General features: G+C 68.0%; 19 protein-coding genes. 10 read left to right on the top strand and 9 right to left on the bottom strand.

What is annotated here, in order from left to right:
- Nucleotides 1-69: 69 nt before the first annotated feature.
- The 9 genes from cobT to trmB all read left to right on the top strand — a co-directional run bounded on the left by cobT (nt 70) and on the right by trmB (nt 9,794).
- Complete coding sequence (gene cobT / locus V5F53_RS17350) at nt 70-1,095, top strand: nicotinate-nucleotide--dimethylbenzimidazole phosphoribosyltransferase (protein WP_393996145.1); 1,026 nt, start codon at nt 70-72, stop codon at nt 1,093-1,095.
- A 162-nt stretch (nt 1,096-1,257) separates the two neighbouring features.
- Nucleotides 1,258-2,652, top strand: a complete 1,395-nt coding sequence (gene miaB / locus V5F53_RS17345; RefSeq protein ID WP_393996146.1) for a tRNA (N6-isopentenyl adenosine(37)-C2)-methylthiotransferase MiaB — start codon at nt 1,258-1,260, stop codon at nt 2,650-2,652.
- A 150-nt stretch (nt 2,653-2,802) separates the two neighbouring features.
- Nucleotides 2,803-3,780, top strand: a complete 978-nt coding sequence (locus V5F53_RS17340; RefSeq protein WP_393996268.1) for a PhoH family protein — start codon at nt 2,803-2,805, stop codon at nt 3,778-3,780.
- Nucleotides 3,781-3,782: 2 nt separating this feature from the next.
- Entirely contained in the window at nt 3,783-4,310 is a 528-nt protein-coding gene (gene ybeY / locus V5F53_RS17335) for an rRNA maturation RNase YbeY (RefSeq protein ID WP_393996147.1), read from the top strand.
- A gap of 15 nt (nt 4,311-4,325) precedes the next feature.
- On the top strand, nt 4,326-5,300 hold the full coding sequence (locus tag V5F53_RS17330; RefSeq protein WP_393996148.1) for a hemolysin family protein: 975 nt from the start codon (nt 4,326-4,328) through the stop codon (nt 5,298-5,300).
- 132 nt (nt 5,301-5,432) lie between these two features.
- A complete protein-coding gene (gene lnt, locus V5F53_RS17325) occupies nt 5,433-7,079 on the top strand; it encodes an apolipoprotein N-acyltransferase (RefSeq protein ID WP_393996149.1) in 1,647 nt (548 codons plus the stop codon).
- Nucleotides 7,080-7,177: 98 nt separating this feature from the next.
- Complete coding sequence (locus V5F53_RS17320; RefSeq protein WP_393996150.1) at nt 7,178-7,585, top strand: helix-turn-helix domain-containing protein; 408 nt, start codon at nt 7,178-7,180, stop codon at nt 7,583-7,585.
- Nucleotides 7,586-7,690: 105 nt separating this feature from the next.
- On the top strand, nt 7,691-8,884 hold the full coding sequence (gene metK, locus V5F53_RS17315; protein ID WP_393996151.1) for a methionine adenosyltransferase: 1,194 nt from the start codon (nt 7,691-7,693) through the stop codon (nt 8,882-8,884).
- A gap of 199 nt (nt 8,885-9,083) precedes the next feature.
- The gene (gene trmB / locus V5F53_RS17310) at nt 9,084-9,794 is read left to right on the top strand and encodes a tRNA (guanine(46)-N(7))-methyltransferase TrmB (protein WP_393996152.1); all 711 of its coding nucleotides are present in this window, start codon (nt 9,084-9,086) and stop codon (nt 9,792-9,794) included.
- Between the two features lie 66 nt (nt 9,795-9,860).
- On the opposite strand, the gene V5F53_RS17305 is transcribed toward trmB, so the two are convergent.
- From V5F53_RS17305 to hemE, 9 genes are all read right to left on the bottom strand, one after another.
- Nucleotides 9,861-10,727 (bottom strand): Rossmann-fold NAD(P)-binding domain-containing protein, encoded by an 867-nt coding sequence (locus tag V5F53_RS17305; protein ID WP_393996153.1) that lies wholly within the window; start codon nt 10,725-10,727, stop codon nt 9,861-9,863.
- 35 nt (nt 10,728-10,762) lie between these two features.
- Nucleotides 10,763-11,695: a lyso-ornithine lipid O-acyltransferase gene (olsA, locus tag V5F53_RS17300; RefSeq protein WP_393996154.1), complete on the bottom strand. Its 933-nt coding sequence runs from the start codon at nt 11,693-11,695 to the stop codon at nt 10,763-10,765.
- Nucleotides 11,696-11,715: 20 nt separating this feature from the next.
- Entirely contained in the window at nt 11,716-12,096 is a 381-nt protein-coding gene (locus V5F53_RS17295) for a Fur family transcriptional regulator (protein ID WP_393996269.1), read from the bottom strand.
- Nucleotides 12,097-12,247: 151 nt separating this feature from the next.
- The gene (locus V5F53_RS17290) at nt 12,248-12,736 is read right to left on the bottom strand and encodes a GNAT family N-acetyltransferase (protein WP_393996155.1); all 489 of its coding nucleotides are present in this window, start codon (nt 12,734-12,736) and stop codon (nt 12,248-12,250) included.
- Entirely contained in the window at nt 12,733-13,416 is a 684-nt protein-coding gene (tsaB, locus tag V5F53_RS17285) for a tRNA (adenosine(37)-N6)-threonylcarbamoyltransferase complex dimerization subunit type 1 TsaB (RefSeq protein ID WP_393996156.1), read from the bottom strand. The genes V5F53_RS17290 and tsaB overlap by 4 nt, the downstream gene beginning before the upstream one ends.
- A 140-nt stretch (nt 13,417-13,556) precedes the next feature.
- Nucleotides 13,557-14,120, bottom strand: coding sequence for a NifU family protein (locus tag V5F53_RS17280; RefSeq protein ID WP_393996157.1), 564 nt, complete (start codon nt 14,118-14,120; stop codon nt 13,557-13,559).
- A gap of 162 nt (nt 14,121-14,282) precedes the next feature.
- Nucleotides 14,283-15,551 (bottom strand): transcription termination factor Rho, encoded by a 1,269-nt coding sequence (rho, locus tag V5F53_RS17275; protein ID WP_393996158.1) that lies wholly within the window; start codon nt 15,549-15,551, stop codon nt 14,283-14,285.
- 257 nt (nt 15,552-15,808) lie between these two features.
- Entirely contained in the window at nt 15,809-16,234 is a 426-nt protein-coding gene (gene hemJ / locus V5F53_RS17270; protein WP_393996159.1) for a protoporphyrinogen oxidase HemJ, read from the bottom strand.
- A 26-nt stretch (nt 16,235-16,260) separates the two neighbouring features.
- Nucleotides 16,261-17,307 (bottom strand): uroporphyrinogen decarboxylase, encoded by a 1,047-nt coding sequence (gene hemE / locus V5F53_RS17265; RefSeq protein WP_393996160.1) that lies wholly within the window; start codon nt 17,305-17,307, stop codon nt 16,261-16,263.
- A gap of 327 nt (nt 17,308-17,634) precedes the next feature.
- Between hemE and V5F53_RS17260 the strand changes: the two genes are divergently transcribed.
- Entirely contained in the window at nt 17,635-18,498 is an 864-nt protein-coding gene (locus V5F53_RS17260) for a pyruvate, water dikinase regulatory protein (protein ID WP_393996270.1), read from the top strand.
- Nucleotides 18,499-18,500: the final 2 nt, after the last annotated feature.

Here is an 18,500-nt window from a genome sequence, read left to right as displayed (position 1 = left end):
CGCCCGGCATTTGCGATGTGGCGCCGGGGGCATTATGCAGCGCCCATCTTCGCTGCCCTGGATCTGCGCATGTATCCCCCCGAGAACGGCCATCCCTTCGACGACATCCGCGCCCTGGTCGCCACCATGCCCGGCCCCGACGACGGCGCGCGCGGCGCGGCGCTGAAGCGCCAGGGCGAACTGGTGAAGCCGCCGGGGGCGCTGGGACGGCTGGAGGACATCGCCGTTCACATCGCCGCCTGGCAGGGCAATTCCCTGCCGGTGGTCAACCGGCCCATGGTGGCGGTGTTCGCCGCCACCCACGGCGTCGCGGACCGGGGGGTTTCACCCTATCCCGGCACGGTCACGCGGCAGATGCTCGATGCGTTCACCGCCGGCAAGGCCGCGGTGAACCAGATCTGCGCCACCTTCGACGCCGGTCTCAGGGTGTTCGACCTTGCCCTCGACTATCCCACCCCCGACATCAGCCGCGAGGCGGCCCTGGACGAGAAGGCCTGCGCCGCCACCATGGCGTTCGGCATGGAGGCCATCGCCGGCGGATCGGACCTTTTGTGCCTGGGCGAGATGGGCATCGGCAACACCACCATCGCCGCCGCCCTCTGCCACGGCCTCTATGGCGGCACGGCCGAGGACTGGGTGGGCGCCGGCACCGGCTCCACCGGCCCGGTGCTGGCGCGCAAGATCGAGGTGGTGCGAGAGGCGGTGGCCCTGCACAAGGACCACCTCTCCGACCCGCTGGAAGTGCTGCGGCGCCTGGGCGGGCGGGAACTCGCCGCCATGGCCGGCGCCATCCTCGCCGCCCGCCACGAGAAGGTGCCGGTGATCCTCGACGGCTATGTGGTGACCGCCGCCGCGGCGGTGCTGCACGCCCTCGACTCCTCCGCCCTCGACCACTGCCTGGCCGGCCACGTCTCGGCGGAAAAGGCGCATCGGGCGCTGCTCGACCGGCTGGGGCTCAAGCCGGTCCTCGACCTCGGCATGCGCCTGGGCGAAGGTTCCGGCGCGGCGCTGGCGGTGGGCGTGGTGAAGGCGGCCGTGGCCTGCCACCGCGGCATGGCCACCTTCGCCGAAGCCGGCGTCGCGCAGGAGGGATAGGCGCCGTTCCCGCTGCCGGGGGCTGGCGCCAGTCCCCGGTTCCCAAACCCCCGGTTTGCCGGTAGGATCGGACAATTCAAGGCGAGCGAGGGGCGGACAGATCCGGCGTCACGATCACGTCGCGCCCCTGCGCGATGATGTGAGCCGGCAGAACACGCGACAATGCAGCAGCCCCGCAAGCTTTACGTGAAATCCTTCGGGTGCCAGATGAACGTCTACGACGCGCAGCGTATGGCGGACACCCTGGCTCAGGAGGGCTATGTGGAGACCCAGGACCCGGCCGACGCCGACCTGGTCATTCTCAACACCTGCCACATCCGCGAGAAGGCCGCCGACAAGGTCTATTCGGAGCTCGGACGGCTGCGCAAGCAGAAGCAGGAAACCGGCGCCGACACCCTCATCGCCGTGGCCGGCTGCGTCGCCCAGGCCGAGGGCGCCGAGATCATGCAGCGGGCGCCGGTGGTCGACCTCGTGGTCGGGCCCCAGAGCTACCACCGCCTGCCCGAGCTGCTGGCCGAGGCCAAGGCCGGCCGGCGCGCGGTCGATACCGACTTTCCGGTGGAAGACAAGTTCGACCACCTGCCCGCCCCCACCCGCGCCGCCACCCGGGCCCGCGGGCCGGCCGCGTTCGTGACGGTGCAGGAGGGCTGCGACAAATTCTGCACCTTCTGCGTGGTGCCCTACACGCGCGGCGCCGAGATGTCGCGCCCGGTGGCCAAGATCCTGGCCGAGGCCGAGCGTCTGGTCGACCAGGGCGTGCGCGAGATCACCCTCATCGGCCAGAACGTCAACGGCTACCATGGCCTGAGCGAGGACGGCGCGCCCCACGGCCTCGCCCGCCTGCTGGAACGGCTGGCGCGCCTGGAGGGCCTCGCCCGCCTGCGCTACACCACCTCCCACCCCCGCGACATGGACGATGCGTTGATTTCAGCCCATCGCGACCTGCCGCAGCTCATGCCCTACCTGCACCTGCCGGTGCAGTCCGGCTCCGACCGCATCCTGGCGGCCATGAACCGCAAGCACGGGCGCGACGACTTCTTCGCCATCATCGACAAGATGCGCGCGGCGCGGCCGGACATCGCCTTGTCCTCGGACTTCATCGTCGGCTTCCCCGGCGAGACCGAGGCCGATTTTGCCGAAACCCTGGATTTGGTGCGCCAGGTGGGCTTCGCCAGCGCCTATTCGTTCAAATACAGCCCCCGCCCCGGCACCCCTGCCGCCGACCACGCGCAGCAGGTGCCCGAAGCGGTGAAGACCGAGCGCCTCGCCATCCTGCAAAAGGAGCTGGAGGCCTCCAAGGCCGCCTTCGACGCCGCCTGCCGCGGCCGCACCTTCGACATCCTGCTGGAAAAGCCGGGCCGCCAGCCGGGCCAGGTCATCGGCCGCTCGCCCTATCTCCAGAGCGTGGTGGTCACCGACCCACCCGCCGGCATCGGCGCCCTGGTCACCGTCACCATCACCGACGTGGGCCCCAACAGCCTCGCCGGGCGCTGCGACGGCCCCGCGTCCGGGCCGTCCCGCGCGTCCGCCACCCGCCTGGAGCCCTTGGAGGCCTGAAGCTTGCGCAGACCCGGCAGCGACCGCGACCGCCCCGACCGGCCCCTGGACCGGCCCCTGGATCGTTCACCGTCCGGCCCGTCGGCCGGCCCCGCCCGCGCGGCGGTCACCGCCCCCTGGGCCGGAGCGGCGGACCAGGCGCCCACCCACGTGGTGCTGGCGTTCGACGACAACCGCCTCGCCACCCAATTGTTCGGCCATTATGGGCGCAACCTGGCCCTGATCGAGCGCAAGCTGGGTGTGAAAGCCGATTCCCGCGGCAACCACGTCACCCTGGAGGGAAGCCGGGACGGCTGCGAGCAGGCAAGGGCGGTTCTGGAGCACCTCTACGAGAGCCTCCGGAAGGGCCTTGAGCTCACCCCGGGCGATGTGGACGGCGCCATCCGCGAGGTGACGTCCCAAGGCTCCCTGTTCGATTTCGATCCGGCCAGCCAGCGCCAGGCCTTCGATGAAATCCAGCTGCGCCGCCGCCCGGTCCGGGCCCGCACCCCGGCGCAGGATGCCTACATCCGCGCCCTGAAGCGGCATACGCTGGTGTTCGGGGTCGGCCCGGCGGGCACCGGCAAGACCTGGCTCGCGGTGGCCTATGCGGTGCACCTGCTGGAACGGCGCATGGTGGACCGCATCATCCTGTCGCGCCCGGCGGTGGAGGCCGGCGAGCGGCTGGGCTTCCTGCCCGGCGACATGAAGGACAAGGTGGACCCCTACCTTCGCCCCATCTACGATGCCCTGCACGATTTGATGGACCGCGCCTTCGTCGAGCGGGCCCTGCAATCGGGCGAGATCGAGATCGCGCCGCTCGCCTTCATGCGCGGGCGCACCCTCTCCAACGCCGCCGTGATCCTGGACGAAGCGCAGAACGCCACCTCCATGCAGATGAAGATGTTCCTCACCCGGCTCGGCGAGAATTCGCACATGATCGTCACCGGCGACCCGAGCCAGACCGACCTGCCCGGCGCCCAGACCTCCGGCCTCGCCGAGGCCGTGGGTCTGCTGGGTCAGGTGGAGGGCGTGAGCGTGTGCACCTTCAAGGCCGAGGACGTGGTCCGCCATGAGCTGGTGGGGCGAATTGTCGCCGCCTACGAGCAGGCCGCCGCCGGTGCCCGCTCCTCCCGGAGCGAGGGTTGACCATGCCGCGCCCCGACGCCGCCCCGCTGCCGCCCGACGCCGTCGAGATCGACGTGCTGGTGGACGCCCCGCTCTGGTCCGAACTGCCGGATGCCGAACGCATCGCCATCGAGGCGGCCCTGGCGGCCCTGGCCGCCGTGAGCGAGGAAGTGCCGGCGCCGGCGGAAATGAGCATCACCCTCACCGACGACGCCCGCATCCGCGTGCTCAACCGCGAATGGCGCGACATCGACAAGCCGACCAATGTGCTCTCGTTTCCGGCCCCGGACCTGCCGGAGGACGTGGACGACGCGCCCCAGCCGCTCGGCGACGTGATCGTCGCCTATGAGACGCTGGCGCGGGAAGCGGCGCTGGACGGCAAGCCGGTGGCGCACCATCTCACCCATCTTGTGGTGCATGGCACCCTGCACCTGATAGGGTACGATCACCTTGAGGACCACGAAGCAGAAGAAATGGAGGGCTTGGAGCGCCAGATCCTCGACGGGCTCGGGATCGATGATCCCTACCGCCTGCCGCAGGACGGTGGCTGAAGCTGAAGAGAGGCCATGGCCAACATCGACCAACCGACCGAGACCAGCTCAGCGGAGCCGCAAAGTTTTCTCGATCGATTGCGTGCCCTCCTCGGCACGTTCCGCCCGCACGGCTCGCTCCGGACAGATCTGACGGAGGTGCTGGACGCGTCGAGCGCGACCGGGGAGGAAAGCGAGTTCACGCCCGCTGAACGCAAGATGCTGCGCAACATTCTCCACCTCAAGGAGGTGGGCATCGGCGACATCATGGTGCCCCGCGCCGAGATCGTCGCCGTGCGCAAGGACATTTCTTTGGGCGAGCTGCTCAAGGTGTTCGTATCCGACGCCCACTCCCGGCTGGTGGTCTATGACGAGACCCTGGACGACCCGGTGGGCATGGTGCACCTGCGCGATCTCATCGCCTTCCTGGCCAGCGGCATCACCTCCAGCCCGCCCGGCAGCAAGCTCGACCTCTCGGCGGTGGATCTCGACCGCACCCTGGAAGACGCCGGCCTGACCCGCCGCCTGCTCTACGTGCCCCCCTCCATGCCGGCGGTGGACCTGCTGGTGTCCATGCAGGCCGCCCGCACCCATCTCGCCCTGGTGATCGACGAGTATGGCGGCACCGACGGCCTCGTCTCCATCGAGGATGTGGTGGAGGAGATCGTCGGCGAGATCGAGGACGAGCACGACGAGGCCGCCGAGAGCCTGCTGGAGGCCCAGCCCGACGGCAGCCACCTGGTGGACGCCCGCGCGCCGCTGGAGGCGGTGGTGGAGGTGCTCGGCCCCGGCTTTGCCTCCGAGGAGGAACAGGAGGAGGTGGACAGCCTCGGCGGGCTGGTGGTTCGGGTGGCCGCGCGGGTGCCGCATGCCGGCGAGATCATCACCCTGCCCGGCCACTACCAGGTCGAGGTGCTGGAGGCCGATCCGCGGCGGGTGAAGAAGCTGCGCATCATCCCCCCGCCCCGCGCCGGTGCCCCCGAGGATGCCGTGGCCGCCGACGGCGCCTGATGCCGTCGCCCGGGCCGCGCGGGGGCTCGACCCGCCGCCCGGTGCCGGCGATCCTGCGCCCTGCGAATCAGCGCCGCCAGCCCTGCGGGTGGCGCTGCCTTCCTTGCGGCAGCAAAGGCCGGTGCGCAGACCATGACCACCCTTGAGTACACCCCCGCGCCGCCGGCGCGGGGACGGATCGGCGCCCTTCTCGCGCGCGTCCGTGGCGTGAGCGACCTGCGGGGCTGGCGACGCATGCTCGCCGCTGTGGCGGCCGGCGCCACTGGCGCCCTGGCCATGCCGCCATTTGGCCTGTGGCCGGCGTTGGCGCTCGCCTTTCCAGTGCTGGTGCTGCTGCTCGACGGCACACCGGGCCGCTCGTGGCCCGCGCTGCGCGCCGCCGCCGCCATCGGCTGGGCGTTCGGCTTCGGCTACTTCCTGGCCTCGCTCTGGTGGATCGGCGCCGCCTTCCTGGTGGAGGCGGAGGTATTTGGCTGGCTGCTCCCGTTCGCCGTCCTCGCCATGCCGGCCGGGCTCGCGATCTTCACCGCCGGCGGCGCCGTCCTGGCGCGGCTGTTGTGGTCGCCGGGTCCCTTCCGCCTGTTCGCCTTCACCTTCGCCTTCACCACCGCCGAATGGCTGCGCGGCCATGTGCTCACCGGCTTCCCCTGGAACACCTTCGGCTATGCGTTCGCCCAGTCCCTGCCGCTGATGCAGGGGGCGGCACTGGTCGGCGTCTACGGCCTCACCTTCTTCGCCCTGCTGCTGCTGTCGACGCCGGTGCTGGCCCTGTCGGGACGGCGGCGCGACCTGCTGGGGGTGGCCGCCGCCGCCCTCGTGATCGCCGCCGCCGCCGGCTGGGGCGCCGCCCGCCTGTCCGGCACCGCCACCACCTTCGTACCCGACGTGCGGCTGCGCATCATGCAACCCAATCTGCCGCAGGACCAGAAGTTCAACTATGGCCGCCGCGCGGAGATCTTCGCCGACTACCTCGCCCAGAGCGCGGAGACGAGCCCCGTTTCCCCACGCGGGCTCGCCGACGTCGATGTCCTGATCTGGCCGGAAAGCGCCCTGCCCTTCATCTATGAGCGCGAGCCCTGGGCCGCCGCCGCCATCGCCGATACATTGCCGGCTAATGTCACCCTGGTCACGGGCGCAGTGCGCTATGGCGCGCCGCCCCGGGGCCAGATCTCGCCGTTCTACAACTCCATTCGGGTGATCGATCATCACGGCCAGGTGCTCCGCAGCACCGACAAGTTTCATCTCGTCCCGTTCGGGGAATACTTGCCGTTGCAGAGCACGTTGGAACACTGGGGCCTTGAACAACTCACGCGTGTGCGAGGCGGCTTTTCCGCCGCGCCCGCCCCGCGGGCGCTGGTGATCCCGGGGTTACCCCTGGTCGCACCCCTGGTATGTTATGAAATTATCTTTCCCGGAAACGTGATTCCCGATGGAGAGCGGCCCCGCCTGCTGCTCAATCTGACCAATGACGCCTGGTTCGGACACACGCCGGGACCCTACCAGCACTTTGTCCAGGCACGGTTGCGGGCGGTGGAGGAGGGCTTGCCCCTGGTGCGCGCCGCGAACACCGGCATCTCCGCCATCGTGGACCCCATGGGACAAATCGTCGCATACGGAGCACTCGGGGAACGGGCACTGGTCGAGGGGCCGCTACCTCAACCCCTGGAACCGGTTCCACTGGCTTCGATGCACGCGCGGGCAGTGCTGATCTGGGTGCAATTCTGCGCCCTTGTCCTTGCGCTATTACCTCTTTCGCGGCGTATTACACGCAGAAGTTGATCGACGCTCACCCCATGTGTGCCTATGTTCGCCGTCAATCAGGGCAGCCTTCGCATCGCGAAGTCACAATACTCTTTTCCGACATAGCCGGAGAGACCATGGTCAAGAAGGCGCCGAACCCTATTGATAAGCATGTTGGTTCCCGCGTGCGAATGCGACGCATGATGATCAGCATGAGCCAAGAGAAACTGGGCGAGCACCTCGGGATTACGTTTCAGCAGATCCAGAAGTATGAAAAGGGGACCAACCGCATCGGGGCGAGCCGATTGCAGCAGATCTCCATCGTGCTGGGCGTGCCTGTGGCGTTCTTCTTCGAGGGAGCCCCCAGCGTGGGGCCTGAAAGCGACGGCCTCGCGGAGGCGCAATCCCCCGCGTACGTCTCCGACTTTCTTGCCACCTCCGACGGGCTGACCCTCACCCGCAACTTCATGCGCATCACGGACGCCCGCGTCCGCCGCCGCATCGTCGATCTCGTGATCGCCATCGCCGGCGAAACGGAGACCTGACGTTCGATTTGACGAACGCTCTCGCCTCGGTGATCTTGACCGCACCCCGCCGCGTTGCGAAAAGCAACATCCGTAACGCGGTGCGGGCGCAAGAAGGGCCGAAACATGGCGCGTCAATCCTACCTGTTCACGAGTGAATCCGTTTCCGAGGGCCATCCGGATAAGGTTTGCGACCGCATCTCCGACGAGGTCGTGGATACGTTTTTCCGAACCGCCGCGGCCGAGGGCTGGGACCCCACCCAGATCCGCGTCGCCTGCGAGACGCTCGCGACCACCAACAAGGTGGTGATCGCCGGCGAAACCCGCGGCCCCTCCTCCATCACCCGTGACCTCGTGTCCCACGTCGCGCGCCTGGCCATCAAGGACATCGGCTACGAGCAGGCCGGCTTCCATTGGGAAAAGGCCAAGATCGACGTGGTTCTGCACTCCCAGTCGGCGGACATCGCCCAGGGCGTGGATATCGCCGGCAATAAGGACGAAGGCGCCGGCGACCAGGGCATCATGTTCGGCTACGCCGTCCGCGAGACGCCCGAACTCCTGCCCGCACCGCTCTATTATGCCCACAAGATTCTGAAGACGCTGGCGGACGCGCGTCATTCCGGCGCCACCAAGGCGCTCGGCCCCGACGCCAAGAGCCAGGTCACCGTGCGCTACGAGAACGGCAAGCCGGTGGGCGTGACCCAGCTGGTGCTCTCCACCCAGCACCTGGACGAGCACCTGTCGTCCCAGGACGTGAAGGCGATCGTCGAGCCCTACATCCGCTCGGCGCTGCCGGACGGCTGGATCTCCGGCGAGACCGTCTGGCACGTCAACCCCACCGGCAAGTTCGTGATCGGCGGGCCGGACGGCGACACCGGCCTCACCGGCCGCAAGATCATCGTGGACACCTACGGCGGCGCCGCGCCGCACGGCGGTGGCGCCTTCTCCGGCAAGGACCCCACCAAGGTGGATCGCTCGGCGGCCTATGCCGCGCGCTATCTCGCCAAGAACGTGGTGGCGGCCGGGCTGGCGGATCGCGCCACCATCCAGCTCGCCTACGCCATCGGCGTCTCCGACCCGCTCGCGGTCTATGTGGACCTGCACGGCACCGGCCAGGTGGACGAGGCCAAGCTGGAACAGGTGCTGCGCGAGGTCATCGACCTGCGTCCGCGCGGCATCCGCGAGTATTTCGGCCTCAGCAAGCCCATCTATGCCCGCACCGCCGCCTACGGCCACTTCGGCCGCGCGCCGGAAGCGGACGGCGGCTTCTCGTGGGAGAAGACCGATCTCGTGGACACGCTGAAGTCGGCCCTCGCCTGAGGCGCCGAGAACCCCCGTCGGCGGCGGGCATGGGCGGCGGCCTCGCAGCCCATGCCCGTCCCGTTTCTGTTCCATGGCCGGGCTCGTCCCGGCCATGGCCGTTTCGCGGCCGCCTCGTTTGACATGTCGTCATGCACCAGGCGTCACCGGCGCACGTGACGGGCAGGCGCCGGCGCGGCGGCCCGATGAGAATTCCAGCGTGGCAAATCCGAACACCCCTTCATCTCCCCTAGAGCCGCTGCGCCCTGGCGCCTTCTATGGCCGCCGCATCGGCAAGGCCCTGCGCTCCACCCAGCAGGACGCCATGACGCGCCTGCTGCCGCGGTATCGCTTCACGCTCGACGAAGCTGCAGCTCCCGCCAACCTGTTCGCCACCCCGCCGGAGGCGCTGTGGCTGGAGATCGGCTTCGGCGGCGGCGAGCATCTCATCGACCATGCGACCCGCCGGCCCGGCACCGGCTTTCTCGGGGTCGAGCCGTTCATCAACGGCATGGCGCGGATGCTGGTGGACCTGGAGAAGAGCGGACGGGACAACATCCGCCTGTTCGACGCAGACGCCGCGCTGCTGCTGGATCGCCTGCCCGAAGCCAGCCTTGCCGGGGCCGACCTGTTCTATCCCGATCCCTGGCCCAAGACGCGCCACTGGAAGCGCCGGTTCGTGCGGCCCGACAATCTCGACCGGCTGATGCGGGTGCTGGCGCCCGGCGCCACCTTCCGGGTCGCGTCCGACGTGCCGGACTATGTGGGCTGGACCCTCGCCGCCATCCGCGCCCACGGCGGCTTCCGCTGGACCGCCGGCACCGCCGGCGACTGGACCACGCCCTATCCCGACTGGCCCGGCACCCGCTACGAAGCCAAGGCGCTCCAGGATGGGCGCATTCCAACCTATCTCACCTTCGCCCGAACGTGAGGGCGCGGCCGGCGGGCCGCGCGGGGCGGATGCCCCCTGAGCGGTGGCCCTGCTCGCGGTGACGGTTCAGCGCCCCTCGCCGACCGCCGCCAAGGCGGCCAGCCCCTCCTTGTAGGTGGGGAAGGCGAGGCGAACGCCCAGCTCCTCCTTCAGCCGGCGATTGGACACCCGCTTGCTGGCGCCCCAGAAGCTGCGCGCCATGGGGGTCATGTCCCGCGCCGCCACCTCGAACGCGACGGGCGCTGGAGCGGGTCGGCCCAGCAGCTCGGCCGCATAGGCCACCGGCACCCCCGGCGCGGTGGGCAGATCGTCGGCAACGTTCAATATCCCGGAGAAATTCCGCGCCATAACCGCCTGGATGGCCTGGGTGATGTCCGCCACATGGATGCGGTTGAACACCTGCCCGGGCTTGTCGATGATGCGCGCCTCGCCGCGCTTCAGCTGCTCCAGCGCATTGCGGCCGGGACCATAGATGCCGGCGAGGCGCAGGATCGCCACCGCCGCGCCCTGACGCCGGCCGAAGGCCAGCCAGTCGGCCTCAGCCTGAAGACGCCGCTCAAGCCGCGCCGTGCCCCCCCGCGCCGGGCTGGTCTCGTCCACCCACCCCCCTTGATAATCACCGTAGACGCCGAGCGTGGTGAGATAGATCACCTGCCGAACCCGCTCCAAGGCGCCGGCGCCGAGCTGCAGCAGCGGGTCTCCGGCGGCATCCGGCGGCGCCGATACCACCAGCACCTCGGCCCGCGCCAGCGCCGCCGCCAAGGCGGCGGACAGCCGCGCCCCATCGAACACATGACCGTCCAGCCCGTTCGGCATGGCGGCGACAGCCTCCGGCGAACGGGCGGTGGCGATGATCGAACTGAACGCCGGCACCGGCCCGGCCACCAGATGCCGGGCGCAATAGCCAAGGCCGATAGCCGCGAGAATGGTCATGGCCGCTTCCTTATTTCACATAGGAAAGTTTTTTATTAGCCGACTTCTTCACTACGTCCGGCAAGACTTCGGGCCAAGTGGTGGCGAACCGCCTCTTCGGCGGCACGGGTAACGCTCTTGCGATCGTGGCTGGCATCGAGACGCAGCGGTGGCGCATAGGTCACCTCCACGTCGATGGCGCCTTGCCGCAAGACCGAAAACAGATGGTCGGCCAGTTCCATGTCGCCGTACCACGCGGCCAGGTGGCGATGGCCCCGCCCCATGGGCAGGCCCTGCAGCCGCGTGTAGGCGATGATCAGCGGCTGCACCACCACGGCGTCATGGGTGACGAACACATCGCGCACCGCGCCGACCAGCGCGGTGCGGAACGGCAGCACCCGATTGCCATCGCCGGACGTGCCCTCGGGGAACAGCACCACCGGATCACCATCCACCAGGCGTTCGGCGATCTCGCGGTTGACCTCCCCGGTCGCGTGCCGCCTCTGCCGGTCAACGAACACCGTGCGCTGGAACTTCGCGAGCAGGCCGATCAGCGGCCAGCCCGAGACCTCGCTCTTGGCGACGAAGAACAGCGGCGTCAGCGAGCCGATCACCGGAATATCGAGCCAGGATACGTGATTGGCGAGGATCAGCAGCGGCCGATGCGGATCCGGCGCACCCCGCACGGTCACGCGGACCCCGAGCGCCCACAGAAGAATGCGATGATACAGGCGGGGAATGTGCCGCCGGCTGGACAAGCCGAGCTTTAGCGACACCCATTGCGCCGGAATGCCGATAAGGGTGGCGAACCCGACGCCGGCCAACACCAGCCCCATCCGCAGCCCATCCAGCCCGCGGGTCACCAGCGGGCATTCGGGACCGAGATCGGCAATGGGCCCGGGCCCGTAATAGAGCACCGCGTCGGCGTCCCCCTTGGGGTCGGGCGCCGGGCCCGAGCGGGCGGAATCTCTCCGGCGGTGCAACATCATCCGGTCTCCGCCGCTGGCGCTTATTTCTCGTCGTCGTCGAGGGGAACCGCGTACAGCTCCAGCCGATGTCCGCGCAGCTTGAACCCGAGCCGGCGCGCAATCACCTCCTGCAGTTCCTCGATCTCCTCGGAGCGGAACTCGATCACCTGCCCCGAGCGCAGGTCGATGAGGTGGTCATGATGCTCGTCCGGCATCTGCTCATAGCGGGCGCGGCCGTCGCCGAAATCATGCCGCTCGATGATGCCCGCGTCCTCAAGCATCTTCACCGTACGGTAGACGGTGGAAATGGAAATGTTGTCGTCGATGGCGGCGGCGCGGCGGTGCAGTTCCTCCACGTCCGGATGGTCCTGCGCACCGGACAGGACGCGCGCGATCACCCGCCGCTGTTCGGTCATCCGCATGCCCTTGGTCAGGCACGCCTGCTCGATGACACTGATCTTTCCGCTCACGCGGCACCTCCGCAGTAACGGCGCGACATGCCCGCCTTATCGCCCCGCCACCGGCCGGCGGCAAGGACTTCTCATCTCGCCCCGGACGGCGCCGGCCGCGTGCTTAGAAGTCCCGTCGCAGCAGCAATGCGTCCGCGCCCCCGTAATAGCCCTTGCGACGGCCCACCTGCTGATAGCCGATCCGTGCATACAGTTTCAACGCCGCGGCATTGCCTTCCTCAACCTCGAGGAAGGAGGTGGTCACCCCCTCCGCCGCGAGGCGCGCGAGGTGATACGCCAGCAGTTCCCGTCCCAGGCCGCGACCGCGCGCGCCGGCGGTGACGGCGATGGAGAGAATTTCCGCCTCCGGAACCACCACGTGGGACAGGACAAATCCCGCCACGCCCCCCGGCAGGAACGCGCCGCGCCCACCGACGACGGCAACGTGGCCGCGCACCGCCGGTTCCGCGAGCATCCGCTCGAACTCTTCCGTCGCCCAGCCATGGGCGAAGGAGGCGCCATGAAGCTGCGCCAGCTCGGCGGCATCGGTCACGGCCGCCGCCCGCAGGACCGGTGGCGGAGCCGGAAACAGATAGTCGATCAACGCAATCATCGCCGGGCGATGCGGGCCTTGTCCTGCGGCTTGGCATCCGGCGCCCGCAGATACAAGGGCTTGGGCTCCGCCGCCTCCGGGTCCGCCGCCACCCCAAGCCGGGCGACCCAGGCGACGTCCGGCGCCGCGACCACGTCCAGCGACAGCGGCGGCTGCTCGCCATTGGGCCACGCCTCGCCCAGAAGCGCCGCGCCCGAACCCACCAGGCGCGCCGGTCCGATGGCCACGGCGCGCGCCGCCTCGCGCACCGACGTCACCTTCGGAGCGATCAGGGTGCGTCCGCCGACACCAAACATCTGCAGGAAAACATGGCCGTGCCGGGCGTCTATCACGCTCACCACCGGCACCGCGTCGTCCAGCGCCAGGAATGGCGCCGCGAGGGCGGCCAGGGTGGTGACGCCGACCACAGGACGGTTGGCGGTGAGCCCGAAGCCCCGCGCCGCCGAAAGCCCCACCCTGAGCCCGGTGAAGCTGCCGGGCCCCACAGTGACCGCGATGCGGCTCAGATGCTCAAAATCGAGCCCGGCGTCGCTCATCACCTGTTCCACCAGGGGAATGAGGCGTTCGGCGTGGCCGCGCTCCATGAGCAGCGAATCGCCGGCCACGACGCTGTCATTCTCCGCGTCGAGCACCGCCGCGGAACACGCCGAAAGCGCGGTATCTATGGCCAGAACGAACATGAACGCTAAAGCCCCTTTGCCGCCACGATTGCCCGAAACGGACGTAAACGGAAGGGGACCCTCGCCGCTCACCTTGCCAGAAGGTTAACAAAGGCACCGGATGGTCGATCCGGCGCCTCCCGAAAGCCCGCTCATACCGCTCAGGCGGCCTGCACCTCGCGGATCTCCGGAACGAAGTGCTTCAGCAGGTTTTCCACCCCGTTCTTCAGCGTCGCCGTGGACGAGGGACAGCCTGAACACGACCCCTTCATGTTGAGATAGACCACGCCATCCTTGAAGCCGCGGAAGGTGATGTCGCCGCCGTCATTGGCCACCGCCGGACGCACCCGCGTGTCGAGCAGTTCCTTGATGGTGGAGACAATCTCGGCATCAGCGTGATCGAAGAACTCGTCGCCATCGGTCGCGTCCTCCAGCACCACGCCTTCGGCCACCACCGGCGCGCCAGACATGAAATGCTCCATGATGGCGCCGAGGATAGCGGGCTTCATCTGCCGCCAGTCTCCCTCGGTCTTGGTCACGGTGACGAAGTCCGGACCCAGCATCACCCCCTCCACGCCACGCACCTCGAACAGGCGCTGCGCCAGGGGCGAGCGGCGGGCCTCGTCGCCGGTGCGCACATCAAGCACGCCCTCGGGAAGAACCGGGCAGCCCGGCAGGAACTTCAAGGTCGCCGGATTGGGCGTGGCTTCGGTCTGAATGAACATGGCCTAATCCTCGAAATATGGGTCGCCGGCGCGCCGGCGTCTGGTTCCGAAGATAGGTCCTCGGCCGCAAATGCGAAAGGCCAGCCTCAGGGAATGTCCGGAATTGACAGTCCCACGGCTGGCCTTCGATCTCACACGGGACGTTCCATCCCGCTCCGGTGGTCAGGTGTTCATGGAATCGAAGAAGTCCTGATTGGTCTTGGTCTGCCTGAGCTTGTCATGCAGGAACTCGATGGCATCCACCGTCCCCATGGGGTTGAGGATGCGGCGCAGGACGTACATCTTCTTGAGCGTGTCGGAGGGGACCAGCAGTTCTTCCTTGCGGGTGCCCGACCGGGTGATGTCGATGGCCGGGAACACGCGCTTGTCGGAGACCTTGCGGTCAAGGATGACTTCCGAATTGCCGGTGCCCTTGAACTCCTCGAAGATCACCTCGTCCATACGCGAGCCGGTCTCGATGAGCGCGGTGGCGATGATGGTCAGCGAGCCGCCTTCCTCGATGTTACGCGCGGCGCCGAAAAAGCGCTTGGGCCGCTGCAGTGCATTGGCGTCCACGCCGCCGGTAAGCACCTTGCCGGAGGACGGCACCACCGTGTTGTACGCACGTCCGAGGCGGGTGATGGAATCCAGCAGGATGACCACGTCGCGGCCATGCTCCACCAGCCGTTTCGCCTTCTCGATCACCATTTCGGCCACCTGCACGTGGCGGGCGGCAGGCTCGTCGAAGGTGGAGGAGATGACCTCGCCCTTCACCGAGCGCTGCATGTCGGTGACTTCCTCCGGCCGCTCGTCAATGAGCAGCACGATGAGGTAGCACTCGGGGTGATTGGCGGTGATGGATTTGGCGATGTTCTGCAGCAGCACCGTCTTGCCGGTGCGCGGCGGCGCCACGATGAGGCCGCGCTGGCCCTTGCCGATGGGCGCCACGATGTCGATGACGCGGGCCGAGAAGTCCTTCTTGCCCTGCGGCTCTTCATGCTCGAGCTTGAGGCGCTCGTCGGGATAGAGCGGGGTCAGGTTGTCGAAATTGATCTTGTGCCGGGTCTTCTCGGGGTCTTCGAAATTGATGGTGTTGACCTTGAGAAGGGCGAAATAGCGCTCCCCCTCCTTCGGCGAGCGGATCTGCCCCTCCACCGTGTCGCCGGTCCGAAGGCCGAACCGGCGGATCTGGGACGGGGAGACATAGATGTCGTCCGGGCCGGGCAGATAATTGGCTTCCGGAGAGCGCAGGAAGCCGAAGCCGTCCTGCAGCACCTCCACCACGCCCTCGCCGATGATCTCGGTCTCGCTCAATGCGAGCTGCTTGAGGATGGCGAACAGCAGCTCCTGCTTGCGCAGGGTGCTCGCATTCTCCACCTCGTTCTCCTCGGCGAAGGCCAGGAGCTCGACGGGCGTCTTGGATTTCAGGTCTTGAAGTTTTACTTCCCGCATATGGGAAAGCCTCGATTAAGGTCTTGATGAGTCGTTCCGCAGGGACACGCGAAACGGACTTGTGAGGAAGGGCGGGGGATCGCAGGTCTTCAGGGGTAGCCGGGGCGAGAGCTTCCGCCTGACGCGCGCGCCTGAGCCGCCTGAATGACACCAGGGCCCAGACCTCAGCCAGCGCGTTCGCCTGCGTTGAGGAAAGCATGCGGAGGATAAGCATGACGCGGGCGCGGCGCAAGCCTTTCCTTCACACACATCCGTCATCAAAACGGCTTGACCACCACCAGGATGACGATGCCGATCATCAGCAGGGTCGGCACCTCATTGGCGATCCGGTAATATCTTGCCGAATGGGTATTGGCGTCGGCGGCGAACAATCGCACCCAGCGCGCCTGGAACCCGTGCACGGCGGATAGGGCCAGAACCAGCGCCAGCTTGGCGTGGAACCAGCCATCCCCGTACCAGTTTCCCTCATACGCCAGGAACAGGCCGGCGAGCCAGGCCACGATCATGGCCGGGTTGGCGATGGCCTTCAGAAGCCGCCGTTCCATGACCTTGAAGGTCTCCGACTGCGCCGACCCGCGCGCGGCGCCGGCGTGATACACCAGAAGCCGCGGCAGGTAGAGCAGCGCCGCCATCCAGGCGATCACGGCGACGATGTGCAGGGCCTTGATCCACAGATAGAGCATGCGTGTTCCTCACCCGCCGGGCCGGCTCATGGCGCCGACCTTACCCCGGCGACCAGCGCTTCCACATGGGCGATGGGCGTTTCCGGGCGGATGCCGTGGCCGAGGTTGAAAATGTGCCGCGTCCCCGCGAAATCGGCGCGGATGCGGCGGATTTCGTCGTCCAGCGCCGCTCCGCCAGCGATCAGGCGCAGCGGATCGAGATTGCCCTGAATCGCAACCGCACCACCAAGCCGGGTGCGCGCCGCGGCGCGGTCGGCGGTCCAGTCGAGACCGATGGCGGTGACGCCGATGGCGGACAGGCGCTCCAGCGCCTCCAGGCTCGCCCCCTTGGGAAAGGCGATGACCCGCACCTGCGGATGCTCCGCCCTCAACCCGGCGACGATGCGCCTCAGCGGCTCGACACACCAGGCCTCGAACGACAGCGGGTCCAGCACGCCGGCCCAGGTGTCGAAGATCTGCACCGCGTCTGCCCCGGCCCGGACCTGCGCCGACAGATGGGCGATGGACGCCTCCACCAGCCGGTCGATGAGGGCCTGGAACAACGCCGGTTCGCGCAACGCCAGCAAGCGCGCTGGCGCCTGGTCGTCGGTGCCATGCCCTGCCACCATGTAGGTGGCCACCGTCCAGGGCGCGCCGCAGAAGCCGATCAAGGCGACTTCCGCCGGCAATGCGGCGCGAACCGAGGCGATCGCCTCGTACACGGGCTCGGTGCGGGCCGGATCGAGCTGCTCGGCGAGGCTGGCCATGCGGGCCGCGGTATCGACCGGCTCCAGGCGCGGCCCTTCGCCGGCGGCGAAGGTAAGGCCCACCCCAAGCGCATGGGGCACCACCAGGATGTCTGAAAAGATGATGGCGGCATCAAAGCCGAAGCGGCGGATGGGCTGAAGCGTCACCTCGGCCGCGAGCCGGGGGCTGTAGCACAGGGTCAGGAAATCGCCGGCGGTGGCCCGTACCGCGAGGTACTCGGGAAGATAGCGGCCAGCCTGCCGCATCATCCAGAGCGGCGGAGGATCGAGGGGCGCTCCGTCCAGGACGGCGAGGAAGGGCGATCGCGTTGCCGGAGTGAGGCTCATCCCATGCCTTCAATAAATGAGAGTCTATTTTTAAAGAGAGAGTCTTCAGAGTCTTTACGGTTGATTAACCAGTCGCAGCGCGATCGACAACCAATCCACACGTCATCCCGATTCAGATACCATTTTCGCCACCCTGCCGAGGCCCGGCGGAGGCCGGTTAACAAAGGATTAACGCGGGGGGCGCCATGGGATATGCACATCCCCACACAGGAGGGTCGCGATTCAGTTCCTTCGAGTCGAAATGTGGATGACGATCCCCCCTTTCCCCAGGCCGACCTTGTGTCGTCGCGGCGGGCATGCATTCTTCAACAGCCTTCCACAGTGGCGGTGGATAAAGTGACGGCGACGAGAGCTCCCCGAGAAAGCTATTTTCACCTGCATCTGGTGTCCGACGCGACGGGCGAGACGCTCATCACCGTGGGCCGTGCCGCGTGCGCGCAATATGCCAACGTGCTGGCCATCGAGCATGTGTATCCGCTGGTGCGCAGCATGAAGCAGCTCGATCGGGTGCTGAGCGAGATCGAGGCGAACCCCGGCATCGTGCTCTACACCCTGGTGGACAACGAGATCCGGGGCAGCCTGAAGGCGCGCTGCCAGGACCTGGGCCTGCCCTATCTGTCGGTGATGGCGCCCATCGTGCGGCTGTTCCAATCCTACCTCGGCGGCGAGCCGACCCCGCGGATCGGCGGCCAGCACTCGCTCGACGCCAGCTATTTCAAGCGCATCGACGCCTTGAACTTTACCGTGGTGCATGACGACGGGCAGATGACCGACGATCTGGAGAGCGCCGACGTGGTGCTGCTCGGCGTCTCGCGCACCTCCAAGACGCCGACCTCCATCTATCTCGCCAACCGGGGCATCAAGACCGCGAACATTCCCCTGGTGCCGAACGTTCCGCTGCCGCCCAACATCGAGACGTTGAAAAAGCCGCTGGTGGTGGGGCTGGTGGCGAGCGCGGAGCGCATCGTGGAAATCCGCCAGAACCGGCTGTTGGGGCTCAACGCCGCCGATACCGGCGCCGCCTACACCGACCGACAGGCGGTGTCGGAGGAGATCGCTTTCTGCCGCCGGCTGTGCGCGCGCAACGGCTGGCCCCTCATCGACGTCACCCGCCGCTCCATCGAGGAGACGGCGGCCACCATCCTGGCGCTGTTCAACGAACGCCGCCGCCGCGCCATCGCCGAGACCTGAGA

This window comes from Xanthobacter cornucopiae (assembly GCF_043195065.2).
Classification (GTDB): domain Bacteria; phylum Pseudomonadota; class Alphaproteobacteria; order Rhizobiales; family Xanthobacteraceae; genus Xanthobacter.
Note: the sequence above shows the minus strand (reverse complement) of the source record. Positions and strands in the feature narration are given on the sequence as shown.